The organism is Microvirga guangxiensis (genome assembly GCF_900102135.1).
Taxonomy (GTDB): Bacteria; Pseudomonadota; Alphaproteobacteria; order Rhizobiales; family Beijerinckiaceae; genus Microvirga; species Microvirga guangxiensis.
In genome coordinates this window covers 84,004-102,532 of record NZ_FMVJ01000007.1, presented here as the reverse complement: position 1 = coordinate 102,532, position 18,529 = coordinate 84,004, and the positions used below count along the sequence as shown (strand labels likewise).

The following is an 18,529-nucleotide window of genomic DNA, read 5'->3' as shown; positions in this document are numbered from 1 at the left end:
CGAGGAGTCTGCCATGTTCAACTGGTTCGACCTGATGCGACAGGCGCAGACACAGGCAGGTTTCGAGGCTTTGGCCCGGCAGTTCCAGCTGACAAGCGACCAGCAGCAGAGAGCCATGGCGGCGCTCATGCCTGCCTTCATCATGGGCCTGCAGCATGCCATGATCGGCAACGACCCGAACCGCGTCCTGCAATCGCTGATGAGCGGCGGCTATCAGAATTTCTGGCAGATGGCGGCACGCTCCTTCACCCCGCAGGCCCAGCAGGAAGGCAGGCACCTTCTCGACCAGCTGTTCGGCTCCGACGAGGCAAGCCGTCGCGTGGCCCATCAGGCGGCCGATTTCGCCGGCATCGGTGTCGAGACCATGCAGCAGATCTTGCCTCTGTATGCAGGCCTTGTCGCGGGCGGATTGTCCCAATGGATGAGGACTCAGGCTCAGGGCGCTCCAACCTTCGCAAGCGCGGAGGAGAAACCCAGGCAGGATGCGTCCAATCCCTGGATGGAATTGTGGGGCAATTGGATGAAGCTCCCGGAGCCCGAGAAAAAGCCTGCCGTGAATCCGTTTCAGGAAATGATGTCGGGCTTCCTTCAGATGTCCGCGCCCACGAAGCCGCAGGAGCCCGCGCAACCATCCCTGGGAGAAATGATGGAGAAGGGACAGGAGATGCAGATGCAGTATCTCACATCCCTTCAGTCGATTCTCGAGGAGGCCTGGAAAACGGGCTCCAGAAAGCCTTAAGCCCGGCTCACGAGTTGAACCACCGGCCGGACGTTATGTGCGGCGGCCGGCCGTGGAGCCGGCAGGGTCGGCCTGGTGCATCGAACCAATACCCATGATGGCCGATGATGAAGCGGCTCTGCGAGCGCGCTCACCACATCGTCCCGCGTGAGGCCGATATCCTTGAGCATGCGCTCGTCCAGCTCGGCGAGATTCCTGACCTCCCGGCGATCCATGTAAGCCTTGGCGAGGGAAACGAGCGTGCGCACGAACGGACCCGGGCCGAAGAATCCGGGGAGGGTCGTGACGGGTGCTGCAGACCGGGTCATGTCGGGTCTCCTTTCGCCTTCGCTGCTTTCACGGTCGTTCAGAGATGTCCGTGAACATTCCGAAAAGTGTCAGAGAAATACCAGCAATCTTCCAGAGATCTGCCACGGCCCTGCCGCTTCAAGCCATTGATACTTATAAGCAATTTTTTGTTGCTATTTGTAACGTTTAGCACAAAACGTTTCATCACTTGAAACGATAGTTTGAGATATGTATCATCATTGATATTGATGGGGAGGCGGAAGCCATGCACTTGCTCGATATCGATCAGCTCAGGACATTCGTGGCGATTGCGGATACGGGGTCGTTCACCCGCGCGGCGGAGATCGTGCATAAGACGCAGAGCGCGGTGTCCATGCAGATGAAGCGGCTGGAGGACCGGGTCGGCAAGGCGATCTTCGAGCGCGACGGACGCCTCTCCAAGCTCACCGACGAGGGCGAGCGCCTGCTCGATTACGCCCGCCGGATCGTTCGCCTGAACGCGGAATGCATGGCCTCCTTCAACGATCACGAGCTGACCGGCCGCGTGCGCTTAGGGTTGCCGGACGATTACGCCGACCGCTACCTGCCGGAGATCCTGGCCCGCTTCTCGCGCTCCAACCCGAAGGCCGAGGTGACGGTGATGTGCGAGCCCACGCACAACCTGATCGAGCGCGTCCAGCATGGCGACATCGACCTTGCCATCATCACCCATGTGGACCGGCGCGGCCCGTCCGAGATCGTGCGCATCGAGCAGCTGCTGTGGGTCACCTCCGCCCGCCACGGCGTGCATGAGGAAACCCCGATTCCGCTCGCCCTCGGGCGTCCGAACTGCGATTGGCGGCACTCGGCGACGGAAGCCCTGGAGAGCGCCGACCGCGCCTTCCGCGTGGCCTATGTGAGCTACCATTCAACCGCTGTCGGCGCAGCCGTTCTCGCGGGCCTAGCCGTGTCGGTTCTGCCGGAAAGCGCCGTGCGCCCCGGCATGCGGATTCTCGGCCCCTCCGACGGCTTCCCCGCCCTGCCCTCGTGCAAGATCGGCCTGATCCGCGCGCGCGGCGAGGAGAACCCGCTGGCGGATGCGCTGGGCTTCCACATCAAGCAGTCGCTCGACAACCTCGGCTCGACGCGGCCCGTGTATGGGGTCGCCGCGGAGTAACGGCTACTTCGCGGAGGGCTTGCGCAGCACCAGCACGTTGCCGACGAGGGCGAACACCACGCCGATGCCGGCAAGAGCTGTCCACTGATAGCTTTCGAGCAGGGTGGATACCGCAAGCGCGATGATGGGAAACAGCACCGTCGTATAGCCTGCGCGCGCGGCGCCCAGGCGGCGCAGCAGCGTGAGATAGGCCATGAACGCCAGGACCGACGCGCCGATGGAAAGATAGAGCAGCGAGCCGATATACTTCATCGTCGGCTCGATGATGAAGGCGTTGCCGCGCACGACGTTCAGCGTCAGCAGAACCACGCAGCCATAGGTCATGCCCCATGCGGTGGCGGAGAGAAGCGGCGCGCCGCGGCGCTGCACCACCGTCGAGATCATGTTGCCCGAGCAGAAGAACAGCGTGCCCATCACGCAAAGCCCGAGGCCTTTCAGCGCCGCCGCGTTGAAGCCCGCACCCGTGATTTCCGGCCAGAACAGAAGCCCGATCCCCGCAACGCCGATCACGCCGCCGAGCGCCACGCGCGGCTCTACCTTCTGCCGGAAGATCACGAAGCCCAGCACCAGGTTGAACACGGATGCGAGCGAGAACACCACCGAGAGCAGCCCCGACGGCACGCTCAAACCGCCGTAATAGAACGAGATGAAGTTGAACGAGAACAGGCAGCATCCCACAGCCGCAAAGCGCAGGTGATCGGCGAGCGGGAAGCGCACCTGATGGCCGGTGGCGAGCACCCAGCCCCACATGAGCACGGCGGAGAGCAGAAAGCGCCACAGCACCGACATCTCCGGGGCGACCACTCCGAGCTGCGCGCGAATGCCGATCCAGCTCACGCCCCACAGGAGCACGGTGGCGGCATAGAGCCCGAAAGTGGTTCCGTCGAAGCGCTTGGCGTCCTGAGCGGACATCGTGGCGGCGGCCTGGGTCATGGCATGGTCTCGAAGAATCTCAAGAGGCTTCGATTACGCCTGTTGGATCATCAGCACAAATGATGAAATGTCATCGTTTTTTGCTGAAACGGTGATGAAACGTTTCATGAAACGCCTCAAACGTCCCTGAAAACCCCATGAAACGGCGGTTCAGCAATTCCCGTTCACCCGGCAGCGGGTGAGGTAATACGCCTCCCCTGCCAGAAACATGCCCCATGCTTTCCATCCCACATAAAGGCTCGTGGGAGTCGGTGACGGCTCCGCCTCGATCCCGAGACGTCGCGCAATAGCCATGGCTCGGCGCATATGCAGCGGGTCGCTGACGATCAAGACTCTCTTCGCCCCATGCCGCCTCAGGATAGGCAGCGCGAAGGTCAGATTCTCCTGCGTGGTGCTGGATGCCTCCTCCAGGAGGATCGCGTTGGGCGGCACTCCCTGCCCCACACTCCAGTCGCGCGCGGCCCGCGCTTCCGACAGTCGATCGCCCGGCCCGCGGCCGCCGGTCATTACAAGACGCCGCACCCGGCCTGCGCGAAAGAGGTTCACCCCATGGCGGATGCGTTCCTCGAAGACGGGTGAAGGCCTGTCCGTATAGACCGCAGCGCCGAGCACGATGGCCGCATCGGCCGGCCCTTCGCTGAAGCGCGTGGAATAGAGCGCGATCTCCGCCATGGCGCCGACAGCTATGAACACGGGCAGCATCAGAGCGAGTGCCAATACCGATCCAACTCTCTTCACCCTTCGAAATCGCATTCTGCCCTGTCTTCCAGCCACACCGTCCATGATCCCATCATTTCTCAGAACGCCATCCAGGGCCGCAGGGTGGAGATTAGCGCACGCCCCCTCGAGGGAGCGACGGGAGCGGAGGCGCACAATTGGACGAGTGGCCGCTTCAGTCAGCACGCCTGCTCCTGATCGCGGATCCGCTGCGTCTCGCCTGCTCGCAGGCGAGACGGTCGCCCAGATCCTTACTCCAACCTTGACTGTTTTCCCATATGCGGCATAATGTTCGTCTTTTGTTCTAAAAAAGTGATTGTCATGACAATTCATTCCTCCAACTCCTCTTTCGATAACAACATCTCTACAAAGACCCCCGGTGCTCTCCGCGAGAAGCTCACCCCTGCCCGCGTCGCCGCCATGCGCGAATTCGTGGAGGGCACGACCTGGCCCTACAAGCGCATCGCCGAGGAGATCGGCGTCTCCATCACCACCATCTCTCGCTATGTAGCCCAGGAAGGCTGGCAGCGTCCGCCAGGCGCCGCCGTTCCGGCCCGGGCGCTCAATCATCGTGAGCGGGTAACGCAAAAGCTCTGGAAACTCACCGAGCGTCATGCGGACGCCCTTGAGGACATGCCGGTGGAACTCGCTCAGCGCTCCCTCCAACCACTCGCTCGTCTCACCCGCGTGCTGGGAGACATCGATAAGCGCAACCCTCCCTCCCCGCCGCAGCGCACGGAGTTCACCTACGAACAAGACGAGGCGCCCCCTCGTACGCTTCACGAGCTGCGCGACGAGCTCCAAGCCCATCTCGAGCGCATCATGCAGGAAGAAGGCTATGGCTGGGAGGTACGGGAATGGTGGTTCGAAAGCGGCGGAGGGATTTGAGAAGGGACAGCTATGGAAAGGTGATCGCCGGCAAATCTTGCATGAGCACACCCGGCAGCCGCAGTGGGCCCTAGCTGTCTCGGCGCGCTGATCCTAGATCGCTTGGCTTGCCTTGCCGGGAGATGTCACGGTCAAGGCAAGACCGCCCAGGATCAGCGACACGCCAACCGCAAAAAGGCCTCCCAGTGAATCACCGAACATCGCAGCCGAGGCAGCGATGCCGATGACCGGTTGCAGATACTGAATGCTCGCTGCAATCCCGGCCGGAACCGTGCGCAGGATATTCAGCCACATGAACATTCCTGCGACGGTGACGATGAGCCCCAGATATGCCGCAGCCGCCACGGCCTCAGCGGTGATCTGGAACGAAACGTGCCCCATCTCCCAGCCTGCCCATGGCATCAGCGCGGCGAAGCCGAACAATGTGCTCCAAGCGGCCACGACGACAGTGCCGTATTCATTGGTGAGTTCGACGCCCCAGACGTAATAGAACGCGATCGCCAGCGACGAGAGCAGCATGAAGCCAGCGCCGGCCACGCTGGTCTGAAGCTCAGAACTCGCCCCGCCTCCATTGCCGGAAGCAACCACCGCAATGCCGATGAAGGCTGCCAGCAACCCCAGCTTCTGACGTCCCGAAATGGATTGTTTCAGGCGCAAGGCGGCAAAGACCACCACGAAAACTGGAATAGTCGCCGAGATGATGGTGCCGACCGAGGCCGACGTACCTGCCACCCCAAAGGTTTGGGCAATCTGCCCGACGCCGATGCCCAATATGCCGAGGGCGGCAACACGGGGAAGCGCCCGCCATGGCAGGCGTCGCCTGCCCAGGATGAGGAGCATCAGAAGGGGTACGGCAATCGCGAAGCGCAGCGCCGTCAGGGTCAGAGGCGGCAATGTCAGGAGGCCGAGCTTCGTGATGGGAATGGACAGGCCCCACATGACAGCGAGCAGCAGCATGGACGCAAAGCTGCCCATGGATGGAGCAGCCGGATGGGGAGAAACGGCGGCCTGGGATGGGGCGGTGGGGATGCCCGTTGCGTTTTGGCTTGTCATGAGCAGTTCTGCGGGAAATCGAGGCGATGTCGCCATCGTGGTCTGTTCACAGTGCTAGGTCCGCGGCTCCTGGCTGACAAACCATTTGTTCTCACGTAACGTGTGAGCCAAACTCACACATAAAGATCATGATCGAGCGTCTCCCTCCCCTGCAAACCCTGCGCGCCTTCGAGGCTGCCGGACGTCTCTTGAGCATGACGTTGGCCGCCGAGGAATTGCACGTCACCCACGGCGCGGTAAGCAGGCACATCAAGACACTTGAAGAGCATCTGGGTGTTGCCCTGTTCAGGCGGCTCACACGTCGGATCGCCCTGACCGATGAAGGAGCCCGATTTCACGAGGCTGTCTCCCGCCTGCTGGCGGATTTGATAAGAGAGACCGAACGCATCAGCGGGCAGAAGAGCGCTGAGCAGCTGACCATCAGCACGGGCATCTCATTCGCGAGCAAGTGGCTGGGGCCACGCCTGCATCGATTGATAGCGCGCTACCCCGAATTCGATATTCACCTCGACATCACTGACCCTGATGCGGATCTGATGAACGAGCGGATCGATGCGGCTGTGCGTTACGGTTATGGCCGCTATCCGAATGTTGTCTCGGAGAGAATCCTGGAGGAAACATTCACGCCGGTGTGCAGCCCTGCCTATCGAGAGGAGATGGGTGGATTGCTATCCGTCAGGAGCCTTGCTGCGTGCAGATTGCTGCATGAAGACCGTTTGCTGCATGACGACCGCATGCTGGCGAATTGGGAACGATGGTTTGCGCTGGCGGGTGCGGATGGCACCCCCAGGAGCCGTGGTCCGATCTACAGTCATGGCAGCATGGCCATCGAGGCGGCCATTCGCGGCGAGGGTGTGGCGCTCGGACGTAGTGTGCTGGTCGCAGAAGACATTGCCGCCGGGCGTCTGGTTGCCCCATTTCCCCAGCACCGTCTCAAGGCAGAACGAGGTTATGACCTCGTCTATCGTCCAGGCAATAGAGATCACCCTAAGGTCTGTGCAGTGCGCGACTGGCTGGCAGCCGAGATTCGGCAGTTTCTCACGGATGCGGTTTGAAGGGAGGAGCCCTCAAGCCAAGTACATCACACCTCGCCGTTCATGCGCTCCCGATATAATAAGCTGGACGGATGCCGAAGGCATTTCAAGCGCGAGCTTCCATGATAGCTCTTTCCCGCTTGGGCTTTTCGGAATAGTGACTGCCTCAGTCCATCGAGGGGTTTTTCCGTGCGCTATCTTCTGACGCTTGCAGCCTTGGCATCGGTCAGTTTCTGGCCGGGAGCGGTCCGGGCGAATGACACGATGGCGCATTTTGCCGCCGGGGAGCTCGTCTTCACCCAGACCGATGCCGTCAGCATGGTGTCGGAGGACCTGTTCCTTTCAATGAATGAGGTGCGGGTCACTTACCGCTTTCGCAACCTGACCTCCCAAGACGTCAAGGGACTTGTAGCTTTCCCTATGCCGGAGGTTGGCCGCACCATGTCGGATGCGGATTATCCCGACGGTCCTGAGGCGAACCCGATGCGGTTTTCCGTTTCCGTGGACGGTCAGCCTTCTGCGGTCCAGTTCGAAGCCAAGGCCGTGCTCAATGGGCGGGATGTGACGAAGACATTGCGTGATCTCGACATTCCAATTCCGCCCTATTCGGAGCGCGTGGATTCCGCGCTGAAGAAGCTGGATCGGCAGGCCATCGACCGGTTGGAACGGGAAGGCCTTCTCGAAACCGGCGACGAGATGTTTCCCAATTGGGCGCTTGCGGGCGCCTATCATTGGCAGCAGACCTTTCCCGCCGGACGGGACACGATCATTCAGCATCGCTACAAGCCCAGTGTCGGTGCGACCGTCCTGTCTCTGGACTCGATGGTCCGCGCCAAAACCGCGGAGGAGATGTATCTCGTCGGCGAAAATTCCTGCATGGACGGCGACTTCATCAAGGGAGCGAAGAAATGGGCCGCCCGTCAGCTGAAATCGGGAGGCGGCAGCCAGCGCATCCTCGACTACATCCTCGTCACGGGTGCGAACTGGGCCGGCCCTATCGGCACTTTCACGCTGACGGTGGATAAGGGACACCCCGACAACCTCGTCAGCTTCTGCGGCGAAGGCGTCAGGAAAATTGCGCCGACGCAGTTTCAGATGGTGAAGAAGAACTTCACCCCGAAGCAGAACATTTCCGTGCTGATCCTCGACACGGGCTTCTGACCGCCCTGCCGCGATGCGTGGAAATCACCTCACCGCCACCTGATCCTTGATCTTCTCGTAGACCGAACGGCGGATGACCTTGCGCTTCACGAGGTCCTCCACCGAGGCATAAGGGCGGCCTTTGATGATGGCTCGACCGAGGGCGCCTGCGTTACGCAAACGATTGAGCTCTTCGAAGGAGGCCTTGTTGAGATCGACGAGATCGCCATCAGAAGCATCATCCGCTGCAACGCCAGCAACATTCACCGCACCCGTCATCTCCGGTGATGAATGGGCGGTGGCAGCCTGTCCGGTTGCGGGAACCGGCGCATCGCGGCTCGATGCTGCGGCGTGATCGGCGCTCACAGAATTCGGCGCATCGATAGACGCGCTTCCCTCAGCAGATGCTTCTGCGACCGCCGGTGGCGTGACGCCGCTATCCGCCGGAATGATTGCAGGTGAATCTGCGCTTGCGATTTGCACCGCTGCTGCTTGGTCCCGCGGCTCATCGGCATGCAGGACAATTGCACCATCGTTGCGATCGAGGGAGGCAACGGTGTCCTGCTTCTCTACTGTCAGGGACAAGGCAAAGCCGCCTGAAGCGGCAAGGACGACGACGATGAAAACGCGCAGCAGCTGATATGCAGCGATGCTTCGCGACCTGATAGGCGCTCGAGAAAGATTGCCAATCTGCATAGTCCACACCCGCATGTTGTTGCGTCGATACACGACGAAAGCAGACCATTGCTATCCGCGTGATATGGCGGATCAGTGGCAAAATATTCTCAGGTTATAGCGTTTGCTTGTGCGGCCTTCAGGGGCGATTGAGCCAGTAATTCTGCATCTCGCGGTCGCTGTCTCGATCGAGTTTGTCGCGCCGTTCATCTGCGAAGGCAGGTGCGCCGCGCAACTGCTCTTCCGTGATGTCAGTGTGATAGCCCTCGAGCTCCTTGTCATAGGTGAGCTTGTCCCACGGAATGGTGTGGTGATGCACGCCGAGGCCGAACAATCCGCCGAACGTCACGTCCACGTAGAGCACGCGTCCGCTCACCTTCTCGATGATAAGCCGCTTGATGGTGCCGATCTGCTCATTATTGGAGCCATAGACCGCCGTTCCCTCCACACGGTCGCTCTCGATGACGGGTCGCGGCGGAGCCTGATTGATCGGACCTGAGAGATAGAAGCCGTTCTCCAGGATGCCGGCGGCCACGACCGCGCGGCTGACATCGAGGTTCCACTCCTCCCCAGGCCCGATCTCCCGAGCCTGGATCCATGGGCCGTATTCGGATGGCAGTATCGAAGCGCGAGGCTCGTCGGTGTAACCACGCAGCCCGGGCATGTTCACAGCTTGGAAGACGAAATAAGTCCGCATGACGGCCTCCCGTCGCAAGGCGAGCCCCCTCCCGATTCCCTCACACTTCCCCCCAGAGCGCAAGATCGATGAGGGGGTGCCGCGGAGCCGGTTTGCCTGAGACGACCGTCAAGCCCGGCTCGGGCGGGGGCGACGCCCGCCATTGACCTTGCTTCCGGATCGCCTAGCCTGTTCCCACGGCATGGAGGTCCATCGATGCGGCAAGGATGGCGGCTTTTTCTGCTCGCGGCGTTCTCGTGGCTGGCGGCGCAGGCACCCTCTTTCGGGCAGGCGGCAACGACCCTGCGGGTCGGGCATTTTCCCAACATCACCCATGTGCAGGCCCTCGTGGCCCGGGCCATGGAGCGGCAGGGCAAAGGCTGGTTCGCGGATCGCCTGGGCCCCGGCGTAAAGAAGATCGAGTGGTATGCCTACAATGCCGGCCCGAGCGCCATGGAGGCGATCTTCGCCAAGTCCCTCGACCTTACCTATGTGGGCCCGAACCCGGCACTGAATGCCTATGCGCGCTCGCGTGGGGATGAAGTGCGCATAGTGGCGGGCGCGGTGAACGGCGGCTCGGCCCTCGTGGTGCAGGGGGATTCCACGCTCACGAAACCTGCCGACTTCAAAGGCAAGCGCATCGCCACGCCGCAATTCGGCAACACGCAGGATGTGGCTGCCCGCGCCTGGCTTGTCGCCGGGGGTCTGCGGATCACGCAGACGGGCGGCGATGCCCAAGTGGTGCCTACCAGCAATCCCGACCAGCTCTCCCTGTTCCGGGCGAAGCAGCTCGATGCTGTATGGACCGTGGAGCCCTGGGTCTCGCGTCTCGAAGCCGAGGCCGGCGGCAAGATACTGGTAGAGGAGAAGGATGCGATCACCACCGTGCTCGTCTCGAGCGCTGAATTCCTGTCGAAGAACCGCGATCTCGCCAAGCGCTTCGTGGCGGCCCATCGCGAACTCACGGAATGGATCAGGCAGAACCCGGACGAGGCGCAGCGGCTTGCCCGCGAGGAGTTGGAGGCTACCTTCAAGGTAGGCATGGCGCCCGAGCTCGTGGCTCGTGCATGGGCACGCATGAACATCACGCCGGATGTGACTCTGCAGGCCTTCCAGTCCTTCGTCACAAGCGCGCAGGCCGTGGGCTTCCTACGAGGCACGCCCGACCTGAACCGCATGCTCGAGGCGCCTTGATGGAGGCGCCAGCCACTCTTTCATCCGAAGCGCGCCCGGCCAAGATCGAGATTGAAGGCGTGTCGAAATGGTTCACGCCCAAGCGCAACATCGTGCAGGCGCTGGACAACGTGTCCCTGTCTGTCGCGGATGGCGAGTTCGTCTGCCTGCTCGGCCCCAGCGGCTGCGGTAAATCCACCCTGCTCGACATCATCGCCGGCCTCACCAAACCGGATCAGGGCCGCGTGCTGGCCGACGGAAAGGCCATCGAAGGCCCCGGGCGGGAGCGCCTCGTGATGTTCCAGGAATCGGCGTTGTTTCCGTGGCTGGATGCGTTCGGCAATGTGATGTTCGGCCTCAAGCTCAGGCCTGATCTTACCGGCAAGGAACGCCGTCGCATCGCGAACGAATATCTCGAACTCGTGGGGCTCGGGAAATTCAAGCACGCCCATGTGCATGAACTCTCCGGCGGCATGAAGCAGCGCGTGGCCCTGGCGCGCGCGCTCGCGCCCGATCCGCATGTGCTGCTGATGGACGAGCCCTTCGCCGCGCTCGATGCCATGACACGCGACCAGCTCTACGACGACATTCAGCGCATCTGGATGGAAAGCCGCAAGACCATCGTGTTCGTCACGCACAATGTGCGTGAGGCCGTGTGCCTCGGCGACCGCATCGTGCTCATGACTCCCTCGCCTGGACGCATTTCGCAGATCTTCGACATTCCCCTGCCCCGCCCACGCGACATCAACAGCCCGGAGCTTGCCGCTTATTCCTCGAAGATCGCCGCCGCGCTGAAAGGCACGGCCAACGGAGCCGCATTCGAATGAAGCGCTTTGCCGTTGCCCTTCTCTTTTTCGCCGCGCTCATCGGCCTGTGGGAGCTTGCCGTGCGCAGCGGGCGCTGGTCGTCCGTGCTGCTGCCATCGCCGATCTTCGTGGCGGAATACATCTGGTTCGCGCTCCTCGACGGCACGCTCGTCGAATCCACCTGGGTGACGCTGAAGCGCCTCCTCGTCGGCTATTTCGCTGGCGTGCTCATCGGCCTCCCGCTAGGGCTCCTCACCAGCACGTCGCAATTTCTCGAGGACACCCTCGGCGCACTGGCGCTGGGCTTCCAGACGCTGCCCAGCGTCTGTTGGGTGCCGCTCGCCCTCGTGTGGTTCGGGCAGACGGAAGGCGCGATGCTCTTCGTCGTCATCATGGGCACCGTATGGTCGGTCATCATTGCCACCGATCACGGCGCGCGCAACATTCCGCCGATCTATGCCCGCGCCGCGCGCACCATGGGCTCCGAGGGCTTCCACAAATGGACGAGGGTGATCCTGCCCGCATCGCTGCCTTTTCTCGTGAGCGGGATGAAACAGGGATGGGCCTTCGCCTGGCGCTCGCTGATGGCGGCGGAGATCTACGTGACGATCCTCACCGGCTTCGGACTGGGCCATCTGCTGCATTACGGGCGCGAGCTCAACGCCATGGAGCAGGTGATAGGCATCATGATCGTGATCGTGGTGATCGGCCTTCTCGTCGACCGCCTGCTGTTCTCCCCCTGGGAGCGCTTCCTGCACCGGCGCTGGGGCACGAACGTGAAGGAGACGTGATCCTCAGATCGGCCTCACCCGCGCGGGAACGCCCATCTCGCATTCCAAAGCTGCGCGGTCCCATTTCGCCGCATCGGCAGCGGCAATGTATATTTTCTCCAGGAACTCGAGCAGCAGCGCATCGGGATCGGTAGCCTTGCGCAAGGTATCGTACGGAAGAATGAATTCGCTCAGGGTTGTGTCGAAGAAAGCGCCTTCCGGCACCTTGGCATCGCGAAATCCCGGCGGCTCAGGATAGGCATACGAATAGAACGCTGCTTCCGGGTAGGCATCGTTGCCCGGCCAGAAGCCTGCGCTGCTCACTTCATCGGAATAAGCTTCACGCGTCACGTCGTCGGGCAATCCCGGCACGCCGCCGGGATGAAGCGGTGCCTTCCGCCCTGAAAAGCGTGTGACGGCGAGATCGAAACTGCCCCAGAAGAAATGCGACGGCGAGGCCTTACCGAGAAACGAGGTGCGGAAGTGCTTGAAGATGCGGTCCGTCTGCACGAGCGCGCGCCAGAAACGGTAAGCCGCATCCGCATCGTAGCTGGCATGGGTGCGATCCTCCGAGAAGCGGATCGGATCAGGCACCTCGTTCGGCTTCTCTTTGATCGTAACATGCACGCCGATGCCGCGCAGAAGATCGAAAAGCTCCTCATAGAATTCTGCGACGCTGCGCGGCTCCATTGCGAGAATGCCCTCGTCGCCCCGGCTCGTACGTACGAGAACCCGATGGGCGATGAAGTCGAACTCGATTTCCACGATCTCGCGCCCCACAGGCATGGTCGACGTGGTGAGCCCGCGCGCGCTCACATAGAGCGGCACCTGCCAACCGTGATTGAGCCAGGGGGTCAGGGACAGGCGCACCTTCCCGACGATTTGCGTCCAGAGCTGCAGGGTGGCAGCAGTATCGCGCCATTGCGGATAGGACAGTTCGGGCCAGCCTGCGTCATCCATCGGGTATCTCCCGCGAGGAACGGATGGGATGCCCGGGATATAGGCCAGCTTGGCCCGATGTCATGACAGAACGATGTTACTGCCCTTCCTGCTTCGGAGAACCGGTGCTCCTATTCTCCGTCTGCCCGCCACCGGTTCCCACTGAACCCACCGACGAAGCAGGGCTGCCGCTCGGAACTGTCCCGCTGGGTTGCAGGGGGGTCGAAAGGCCCGAAGGCGCACGAGGCGGATTGGCGGATGAGAACCAGTTCTCGTCCGAACCGGCGCTGGAGCCGGTCGCTGCGCCACCCGCACGTGTATCAGGGCGATCCATCGTGGAGGTTGTCTCCGTGACGCGGGGCGACCCCATCCCCGGCTGTGCGGTTCGTTGCTGTCCCGCTCTTTGCTGTCCCATGCCGCGCTGCATCCCAGTAGCGCCGGAGGAAGCGCGGCCTTCCATGCCGCGACGGCTCAAGGAGCGGTCAATCACGCCGCTATCGAGGGGGAAAGGAGGCTCCGGGCGATGACGCGCAGGGCGAAGAGGCTGGTTGGAGCGGGATCGACCGCCCTGTGTCAGGCTCCAGGCGAGAGCCGCTCCGCCGATGGCGAGCGCGCCCGCCAGCAGGCCGAAGGTCATGCCTGTCGGCATGCCGTAGCGGCTCGGCATCATCGCCTGCGGCATGTGCCAGCGGGATGCCTCGTAAGAGGCGATCTTTTCACGCTCATAAGCCCGCCGCAGCTCATCCGTTTCCTCGCGGGACATGAGGCCATGGGCCGTCACCAGTGCGCCATTTTCCTCCAGGCTGAAGGCATGGCGGATTACGCCGGCGAGTTCCTTGAAATCGAGCGCCCATTGCCGGGTATTCTTGTTCGGCTGGGCGGAGAGCGCCGCCAGCCTACGCCGAATGTCGCGATGCTCGTCGTCGAGCTCGTGAAGATAGGTTTCCGTGCGGCCGTCGTGAGAGAAAGCCGGATAGAGAACATTCTGCTTGGCTGCAATGTGGCGCTCAAGCTCGTCCTTCAAATCCTCGAACAGCTCGGCGCGGCTGTTCGGGCCTGTCGGTGTCGCCTCCAGCACCTCGCGGCAGAGCTCCTCGATATTCGCATGCTCCGACAAAATCATCCGCCACAGGTCCATGACGAGTCTCCTCTCGAATTCGCTTCAGCGGAGAACGGCTGTGAGGGGCATGCGTTCCGGGACCATCCGGAAGTGTCACCGTTCCAGGAATTTGCTTCGGTCAGGAAGCTGCGCGAAGGACGCGATTGTCTTTGTGCCGCCTCTCACAAATGCTATGGCTGTCACGCAGAACAAAATCACGTGAATCGCGCTCCATGACCTCTTCGAATTCCGCCGACAGCCTGAGCCTTCCCACCTATGATGACGTGATCGCGGCATCGCAGCGCATCGAGGGCATCGCCCATCGCACGCCAGTGCTTACCTCCAGGACTGCCGATGAGCGCACAGGAGCCAGGCTTTTCTTCAAGGCGGAAAACCTGCAAAGAGGCGGCGCCTTCAAGTTCCGTGGCGCCTATAACGCGATCGCGCGGCTGCCGCAGGATGCGAAGATACGGGGCGTGGTGGCCTTCTCCTCGGGCAATCACGCGCAGGCCATCGCCTATGCAGGTCAGCTTCAGAACGTGCCTTCCGTCATCATCATGCCGAAGGATGCTCCGGCCATGAAGGTCGCTGCCACCAAGGGCTATGGCGGCGAAGTCGTGCTCTACGACCGCTACACGGAAGACCGCGAGGAGATCGGGCGCAGACTTTCCGCCGAGCGTGGGCTCACGCTCATCCCCCCTTATGACCATGAGGATGTGATCGTAGGCCAAGGCACTGCCACCAAGGAGCTGATCGAGGAAGTCGGCCCACTCGACCTGCTGCTCGTTTGCGTCGGCGGCGGCGGTCTGCTCGCAGGCTCGGCGCTCGCCGCACGGGCGCTCTCGCCCGAATGCAGGATCGTCGGTGTCGAGCCTGAAGCCGGCAATGATGCCCAGCAATCCTTCCGCTCAGGGACCATCGTGCGTATCCCCGTTCCCGTCACCATCGCGGACGGCGCGCAGACCACGTATATTGGTCAGAAGACTTTTCCGATCATCCGCGCGCTCGCAAGCGACATGGTGACGGTGACGGACGCAATGCTGGTGGACACCATGCGCTTTTTCGCCGAACGCATGAAGATCGTGGTGGAGCCGACCGGATGCCTTGCCGCAGCAGCAGCTCTGCACGGCATCGTCCCGTGCGAGGGCAAGCGCGTCGGCATCATCATCAGCGGCGGAAACGTGGACCCGAAAGCCTATGCGGGCTTTCTATCCGATGCGATGGCCTAAGGTCCCGCGCGCAGGATGAACGCATTGCCGTCATGGTCGCCCGTCGTGAGCTTGGGATTGTCGGCAAGCGCATTGTCGAGGCTGACGGAGCTGGACATCTTGTAAGCGGTGGTCCGGTCCATTCGTTCAACGAAATCGTTTCGCGCCTGATTGAAGGATGCGAAACGGTGTCCGGGCCAGCGGAAAGGGTCCACGCGCTCGCGGCTGAAGGCCCCGGTAAAAAGATAGATCTGCCCCAGCATGTATGGGCCGAAGATGCGCCCGTGGTTATTGCTGAGTTCGAACACCTCGTTGGAGAAAGCATCGTCCCAGCCTTTGGGCAATTGTGCGAAGAGTTGTCCGCCGATCACGGCCTGATATCCGGCGGAATGTCCGAGGCGGATGGGATAGCCCGCGCTGCGCGCTGCTGCGATGAGACGGGCGACGGCGTCGGCACGGCTTATGGCCCCTTCATCGACGATGATGATGTTGATGGGCTCCCGCAGGATCTTGCCCTCATAGACTTCGCCGAGCCAGTCGGACGGCACGTCCTGCGCCGTGAGCATCCATTTGCCGATGGACGGAAGTCCCGGCGGATCTGCCTCGGAAAAAGCGGGGTTCGATAAACTCTGCGCCCAGGAAGGCCCCGCCAGCGAGGCGAGGCTTGCGAGAAGCGCGGCGCAGATCATTGCAAGGGTGCGAATATCCGTCACGACTGCCCCTGAGGCGCGAAGAAGCAGATGATCGCCCGCGTGGTCTGCTCTTCGCACAAGTGAAAATGCCGGTCGGGCGAAGGCCTGCTGTGCTCACGGCCGATGAAACGTCCATCCCAGAGGCGGTAGCCGTCCTCCGTCTCGATGACCGTCTCGCCGTTTGCCGCGACAAGCTCCCGACAATCGTTATCGTCGCAGCACCAGAACGGATACCAGCGATGAGCCACCGTCTGCGGCGCGGCGAGAAAAGCCGTCGAGAAGACGGCGGCCTTGATTGACCGGGAAGCTCTGCGGGAGAGCATGCGGGACAAGCCTTTCTCAAGGACGACGATCGTCCCCGGCTGACAAGCTTGTCTTAAAACTTGGGCGGCTTGGCTCCGCGTCCAGCCTTGGGACTGGATGAGACGGATCGCGAGGCCCCTCCTCCGCAAATATTATGGCAATTATCCCTGCCGCGACGACCTTGATCGCGACAGGGTGCTCAATGCGCTACGCAAGGCATCCGGCTGGAGCGCCGTCAGCTCCGCTTCGACAGCCGCATGAAGATCGCGCCAGATCGGCACTGCGGAGGCCAGCACCTTCTGGCCTGTCTCGGTGAGGTGGAGAAGGCGGCTGCGACGGTCATCCGGATCCACCTTGATGGTGACGAGACCGTCGCGCTCCAACGGCTTCAGGGCCGCCGTCAGGGTTGTGCGGTCCATCGCCAGCAATTGCGCCACAGAGCCGACTTTCGGCGAGTCGGGCCGATTGAGGGCATTCAGCAGGGAGAATTGCCCGGATGTAATCCCAACCGGCTGGAAAGCCTCGTCGAAGATTCTCGAAAGGGTGCGCGCCGCCCTTTGAGCATGAAGGCAAAGGCAGGCATCCCGAATATGGATTGTCGTATCGAAGGGAACATCGCGGCTGTTTGACATGAGAATATTATGTTGATATCAACGTAAAAGTCAACAATGAACATCAAAACTTGCAGAAGCAGGATTGAAAGCGCGGGGCCTAGGGAGACGACCGATGAGCTATGTGGATGGATTCGTGGTGGCTGTGCCTGCCGGCGAAAAGGAAGCCTATCGCAAGCACGCGGCGGAAGCCGCGCCCCTGTTCAAGGAATTCGGCGCGACCCGCATGGTCGAGTGCTGGGGTGACGATGTACCTGACGGCAAGCTCACCGATTTCCGCATGGCCGTGAAGGCCAAGGATGACGAGGTCGTCGTCTTCAGCTGGATCGAATACCCCTCGAAAGAAGTGCGGGATGCCGCGAACCAAAAGATCATGACCGATCCGCGCATGCGGGCCATGGGCGAAACGATGCCCTTCGACGGCAAGCGCATGATCTTCGGCGGTTTCATGCCGATCCTCGACGTCTGAGAGGTGCTTCATGACCAATCGGCATGGCGATTTTATCTGGTATGAACTTCTGACCACCGACACAGCCGCGGCCTCACGGTTCTACGGCGCTGTTCTCGGTTGGCAGGCGCGACCGGCGGGCGAAGCGACCCAGGACTACAGCATCTTCGGGACCGGCATTGCGGATGTCGCAGGCTTCATGCGGCTTCCGGCAGGCGCCGCGGCAGCAGGCATGCGCCCATGCTGGCTGGGCTATATCGGCGTCGACAATGTGGATTCCTCGGCGTCGGACATCGTGCGGGCCGGCGGCATTCAGCACATGCCGCCTACCGACATTCCCGGAGTCGGCCGATTTGCAATGATGGCCGATCCGGAAGGCGTCGTGTTCTATGTGATGCGCGGCGCGGTGGAAGGCACCAGCACGGCCTTCTCCCAGACCGAGCGTGGGCATTGTCACTGGAACGAGCTTGCCGCCAATGACCAGAAAGCGGCTCTGGCCTTCTATTCCGGCCTATTCGGATGGGAGAAAGGCGACGCGATGCCGATGGGGGCCATGGGCGATTATCAGTTCATCGACCATCACGGCCAAACCATCGGCGCCGTGATGAACAGGCAGGAGGATGGGCCACCCGCGAGATGGACATTCTACTTCGGCGTCGAGGATATCGACCTTGCCGCAGGAGCCGTGTCCGACAATGGCGGCATGATCCATTATGGTCCCGCCGAAGTTCCGGGCGGCGTCCACATCATCGTCGCCACGGATCCGCAAGGCGCGATGTTCGGCCTCGTCGGCCCTCGCAAGAGTTCCTGAGCGCCACCTGCATCAAACAAGTTTCAGGCGGGGCATGCCGCAAGGCACGAATCCACGCGGGCCGGAGGCCCCGCCTCAGACGGGCTCCGGCAGCAGCACTCCGGAAGGCTCAGTCCGTGGATTGCAGGTAGGGCTCGACCTTGCCCTTGAGCTTGATGGTCATGGGATTGCCGAAGCGATCCTTGGCATTGCCGGCGATCACGCGGACCCAGCCCTCGCTGACGCAATACTCATCGACGTTGGTCTTCTCGGCCCCGTTGAAGCGGATGCCGATACCCTTGGCCAGAAGCTCCTCGTTGTAATGAGGGCTGTTCGGGTTGGTGGACAGGCGGTCTGGAAGCGTATCGCTCATGCGGATGGTCTCCGTTCA

The 18,529-nt window shown here is 61.9% G+C and carries 23 protein-coding genes; 11 read left to right on the top strand and 12 right to left on the bottom strand.

The features are described 5' to 3' along the window. The first annotated feature begins 13 nt into the window (after positions 1–13). Complete coding sequence (locus BLP10_RS13395; protein WP_091135292.1) at positions 14–739, top strand: DUF937 domain-containing protein; 726 nt, start codon at positions 14–16, stop codon at positions 737–739. On the opposite strand, the gene BLP10_RS13390 is transcribed toward BLP10_RS13395, so the two are convergent. Beyond that, a complete protein-coding gene (locus BLP10_RS13390) occupies positions 736–1,047 on the bottom strand; it encodes a DUF1127 domain-containing protein (protein WP_091135290.1) in 312 nt (103 codons plus the stop codon). The two genes, BLP10_RS13395 and BLP10_RS13390, sit on opposite strands and share 4 nt — an antisense overlap. Before the next feature lie 245 nt (positions 1,048–1,292). Between BLP10_RS13390 and BLP10_RS13385 the strand changes: the two genes are divergently transcribed. Beyond that, positions 1,293–2,183 carry a LysR substrate-binding domain-containing protein gene (locus tag BLP10_RS13385; protein WP_091135288.1) on the top strand — a complete coding sequence of 297 codons (891 nt, stop codon included), beginning with the start codon at positions 1,293–1,295 and terminating at the stop codon, positions 2,181–2,183. 3 nt (positions 2,184–2,186) lie between these two features. Here the strand turns inward: BLP10_RS13385 and BLP10_RS13380 are convergent, their stop codons facing one another. Then, positions 2,187–3,116 carry a DMT family transporter gene (locus BLP10_RS13380; RefSeq protein ID WP_091135286.1) on the bottom strand — a complete coding sequence of 310 codons (930 nt, stop codon included), beginning with the start codon at positions 3,114–3,116 and terminating at the stop codon, positions 2,187–2,189. Between the two features lie 150 nt (positions 3,117–3,266). Continuing rightward, positions 3,267–3,833, bottom strand: coding sequence for a YdcF family protein (locus tag BLP10_RS23200; protein WP_175493907.1), 567 nt, complete (start codon positions 3,831–3,833; stop codon positions 3,267–3,269). Between the two features lie 321 nt (positions 3,834–4,154). On the opposite strand from BLP10_RS23200, the gene BLP10_RS23195 reads away from it, so the two are divergent. After that, positions 4,155–4,721: a helix-turn-helix domain-containing protein gene (locus BLP10_RS23195; RefSeq protein ID WP_175493906.1), complete on the top strand. Its 567-nt coding sequence runs from the start codon at positions 4,155–4,157 to the stop codon at positions 4,719–4,721. Positions 4,722–4,814: 93 nt separating this feature from the next. Here BLP10_RS23195 and BLP10_RS13370 read toward each other — a convergent pair whose 3' ends face one another. Next, positions 4,815–5,678, bottom strand: a complete 864-nt coding sequence (locus BLP10_RS13370) for a DMT family transporter (RefSeq protein ID WP_091135557.1) — start codon at positions 5,676–5,678, stop codon at positions 4,815–4,817. 224 nt (positions 5,679–5,902) lie between these two features. Between BLP10_RS13370 and gcvA the strand changes: the two genes are divergently transcribed. Both gcvA and BLP10_RS13360 read left to right on the top strand, forming a co-directional pair. Then, a complete protein-coding gene (gene gcvA / locus BLP10_RS13365; protein WP_091135282.1) occupies positions 5,903–6,829 on the top strand; it encodes a transcriptional regulator GcvA in 927 nt (308 codons plus the stop codon). Positions 6,830–6,997: 168 nt separating this feature from the next. Continuing rightward, on the top strand, positions 6,998–7,969 hold the full coding sequence (locus tag BLP10_RS13360) for a DUF4424 family protein (RefSeq protein WP_091135280.1): 972 nt from the start codon (positions 6,998–7,000) through the stop codon (positions 7,967–7,969). A gap of 24 nt (positions 7,970–7,993) precedes the next feature. Here BLP10_RS13360 and BLP10_RS23550 read toward each other — a convergent pair whose 3' ends face one another. Together BLP10_RS23550 and BLP10_RS13350 are read right to left on the bottom strand one after the other, a co-directional pair. Further along, positions 7,994–8,644, bottom strand: a complete 651-nt coding sequence (locus tag BLP10_RS23550; protein ID WP_244510521.1) for a helix-hairpin-helix domain-containing protein — start codon at positions 8,642–8,644, stop codon at positions 7,994–7,996. 118 nt (positions 8,645–8,762) lie between these two features. Continuing rightward, positions 8,763–9,320 carry a PRC-barrel domain-containing protein gene (locus BLP10_RS13350; RefSeq protein WP_091135278.1) on the bottom strand — a complete coding sequence of 186 codons (558 nt, stop codon included), beginning with the start codon at positions 9,318–9,320 and terminating at the stop codon, positions 8,763–8,765. 195 nt (positions 9,321–9,515) lie between these two features. Between BLP10_RS13350 and BLP10_RS13345 the strand changes: the two genes are divergently transcribed. Genes BLP10_RS13345 through BLP10_RS13335 form a run of 3 tightly spaced genes read left to right on the top strand, consistent with a single transcriptional unit; the run spans position 9,516 to position 12,069 of the window. Continuing rightward, positions 9,516–10,493, top strand: a complete 978-nt coding sequence (locus BLP10_RS13345; RefSeq protein WP_091135277.1) for an ABC transporter substrate-binding protein — start codon at positions 9,516–9,518, stop codon at positions 10,491–10,493. Continuing rightward, positions 10,493–11,299 (top strand): ABC transporter ATP-binding protein, encoded by an 807-nt coding sequence (locus tag BLP10_RS13340; protein ID WP_091135275.1) that lies wholly within the window; start codon positions 10,493–10,495, stop codon positions 11,297–11,299. The genes BLP10_RS13345 and BLP10_RS13340 overlap by 1 nt, the downstream gene beginning before the upstream one ends. After that, entirely contained in the window at positions 11,296–12,069 is a 774-nt protein-coding gene (locus BLP10_RS13335) for an ABC transporter permease (protein WP_091135273.1), read from the top strand. Before BLP10_RS13340 ends, BLP10_RS13335 begins: the two co-directional genes overlap by 4 nt. Positions 12,070–12,072: 3 nt before the next feature. On the opposite strand, the gene BLP10_RS13330 is transcribed toward BLP10_RS13335, so the two are convergent. Further along, positions 12,073–13,008, bottom strand: coding sequence for a DUF5996 family protein (locus tag BLP10_RS13330; protein ID WP_091135272.1), 936 nt, complete (start codon positions 13,006–13,008; stop codon positions 12,073–12,075). A 76-nt stretch (positions 13,009–13,084) separates the two neighbouring features. Next, positions 13,085–14,125: a hemerythrin domain-containing protein gene (locus tag BLP10_RS13325; RefSeq protein ID WP_091135270.1), complete on the bottom strand. Its 1,041-nt coding sequence runs from the start codon at positions 14,123–14,125 to the stop codon at positions 13,085–13,087. Positions 14,126–14,319: 194 nt separating this feature from the next. Here BLP10_RS13325 and BLP10_RS13320 point away from each other — a divergent pair, with 194 nt between their 5' ends. After that, the gene (locus BLP10_RS13320) at positions 14,320–15,315 is read left to right on the top strand and encodes a threo-3-hydroxy-L-aspartate ammonia-lyase (protein ID WP_091135268.1); all 996 of its coding nucleotides are present in this window, start codon (positions 14,320–14,322) and stop codon (positions 15,313–15,315) included. Here the strand turns inward: BLP10_RS13320 and BLP10_RS13315 are convergent. From BLP10_RS13315 to BLP10_RS13305, 3 genes are all read right to left on the bottom strand, one after another. Further along, on the bottom strand, positions 15,312–16,007 hold the full coding sequence (locus BLP10_RS13315; RefSeq protein ID WP_244510520.1) for a hypothetical protein: 696 nt from the start codon (positions 16,005–16,007) through the stop codon (positions 15,312–15,314). The two genes, BLP10_RS13320 and BLP10_RS13315, sit on opposite strands and share 4 nt — an antisense overlap. Further along, positions 16,004–16,318 carry a hypothetical protein gene (locus BLP10_RS13310; RefSeq protein WP_139165496.1) on the bottom strand — a complete coding sequence of 105 codons (315 nt, stop codon included), beginning with the start codon at positions 16,316–16,318 and terminating at the stop codon, positions 16,004–16,006. Before BLP10_RS13310 ends, BLP10_RS13315 begins: the two co-directional genes overlap by 4 nt. A gap of 132 nt (positions 16,319–16,450) precedes the next feature. Then, positions 16,451–16,921, bottom strand: coding sequence for a MarR family winged helix-turn-helix transcriptional regulator (locus tag BLP10_RS13305; protein ID WP_091135263.1), 471 nt, complete (start codon positions 16,919–16,921; stop codon positions 16,451–16,453). 94 nt (positions 16,922–17,015) lie between these two features. Here BLP10_RS13305 and BLP10_RS13300 point away from each other — a divergent pair, with 94 nt between their 5' ends. After that, a complete protein-coding gene (locus BLP10_RS13300; RefSeq protein ID WP_091135261.1) occupies positions 17,016–17,369 on the top strand; it encodes a DUF1428 domain-containing protein in 354 nt (117 codons plus the stop codon). Positions 17,370–17,379: 10 nt separating this feature from the next. Continuing rightward, a complete protein-coding gene (locus BLP10_RS13295; protein ID WP_091135259.1) occupies positions 17,380–18,159 on the top strand; it encodes a VOC family protein in 780 nt (259 codons plus the stop codon). Positions 18,160–18,268: 109 nt separating this feature from the next. Here BLP10_RS13295 and BLP10_RS13290 read toward each other — a convergent pair whose 3' ends face one another. Next, entirely contained in the window at positions 18,269–18,511 is a 243-nt protein-coding gene (locus tag BLP10_RS13290) for a DUF3297 family protein (RefSeq protein ID WP_091135257.1), read from the bottom strand. Positions 18,512–18,529 lie beyond the last annotated feature (18 nt).

Bases quoted from the DNA above. Each gene is read 5' to 3' on its own strand.
- BLP10_RS13395 (WP_091135292.1), top strand. From the start codon at position 14: ATGTTCAACTGGTTCGACCTGATGCGACAGGCGCAGACACAGGCAGGT.
- BLP10_RS13390 (WP_091135290.1), bottom strand. From the start codon at position 1,047: ATGACCCGGTCTGCAGCACCCGTCACGACCCTCCCCGGATTCTTCGGC.
- BLP10_RS13385 (WP_091135288.1), top strand. From the start codon at position 1,293: ATGCACTTGCTCGATATCGATCAGCTCAGGACATTCGTGGCGATTGCG.
- BLP10_RS13380 (WP_091135286.1), bottom strand. From the start codon at position 3,116: ATGACCCAGGCCGCCGCCACGATGTCCGCTCAGGACGCCAAGCGCTTC.
- BLP10_RS23195 (WP_175493906.1), top strand. From the start codon at position 4,155: ATGACAATTCATTCCTCCAACTCCTCTTTCGATAACAACATCTCTACA.
- BLP10_RS13370 (WP_091135557.1), bottom strand. From the start codon at position 5,678: ATGCTGCTGCTCGCTGTCATGTGGGGCCTGTCCATTCCCATCACGAAG.
- gcvA (WP_091135282.1), top strand. From the start codon at position 5,903: ATGATCGAGCGTCTCCCTCCCCTGCAAACCCTGCGCGCCTTCGAGGCT.
- BLP10_RS23550 (WP_244510521.1), bottom strand. From the start codon at position 8,644: ATGCAGATTGGCAATCTTTCTCGAGCGCCTATCAGGTCGCGAAGCATC.
- BLP10_RS13350 (WP_091135278.1), bottom strand. From the start codon at position 9,320: ATGCGGACTTATTTCGTCTTCCAAGCTGTGAACATGCCCGGGCTGCGT.
- BLP10_RS13345 (WP_091135277.1), top strand. From the start codon at position 9,516: ATGCGGCAAGGATGGCGGCTTTTTCTGCTCGCGGCGTTCTCGTGGCTG.
- BLP10_RS13340 (WP_091135275.1), top strand. From the start codon at position 10,493: ATGGAGGCGCCAGCCACTCTTTCATCCGAAGCGCGCCCGGCCAAGATC.
- BLP10_RS13335 (WP_091135273.1), top strand. From the start codon at position 11,296: ATGAAGCGCTTTGCCGTTGCCCTTCTCTTTTTCGCCGCGCTCATCGGC.
- BLP10_RS13330 (WP_091135272.1), bottom strand. From the start codon at position 13,008: ATGGATGACGCAGGCTGGCCCGAACTGTCCTATCCGCAATGGCGCGAT.
- BLP10_RS13325 (WP_091135270.1), bottom strand. From the start codon at position 14,125: ATGGACCTGTGGCGGATGATTTTGTCGGAGCATGCGAATATCGAGGAG.
- BLP10_RS13320 (WP_091135268.1), top strand. From the start codon at position 14,320: ATGACCTCTTCGAATTCCGCCGACAGCCTGAGCCTTCCCACCTATGAT.
- BLP10_RS13305 (WP_091135263.1), bottom strand. From the start codon at position 16,921: ATGTCAAACAGCCGCGATGTTCCCTTCGATACGACAATCCATATTCGG.
- BLP10_RS13300 (WP_091135261.1), top strand. From the start codon at position 17,016: ATGAGCTATGTGGATGGATTCGTGGTGGCTGTGCCTGCCGGCGAAAAG.
- BLP10_RS13295 (WP_091135259.1), top strand. From the start codon at position 17,380: ATGACCAATCGGCATGGCGATTTTATCTGGTATGAACTTCTGACCACC.
- BLP10_RS13290 (WP_091135257.1), bottom strand. From the start codon at position 18,511: ATGAGCGATACGCTTCCAGACCGCCTGTCCACCAACCCGAACAGCCCT.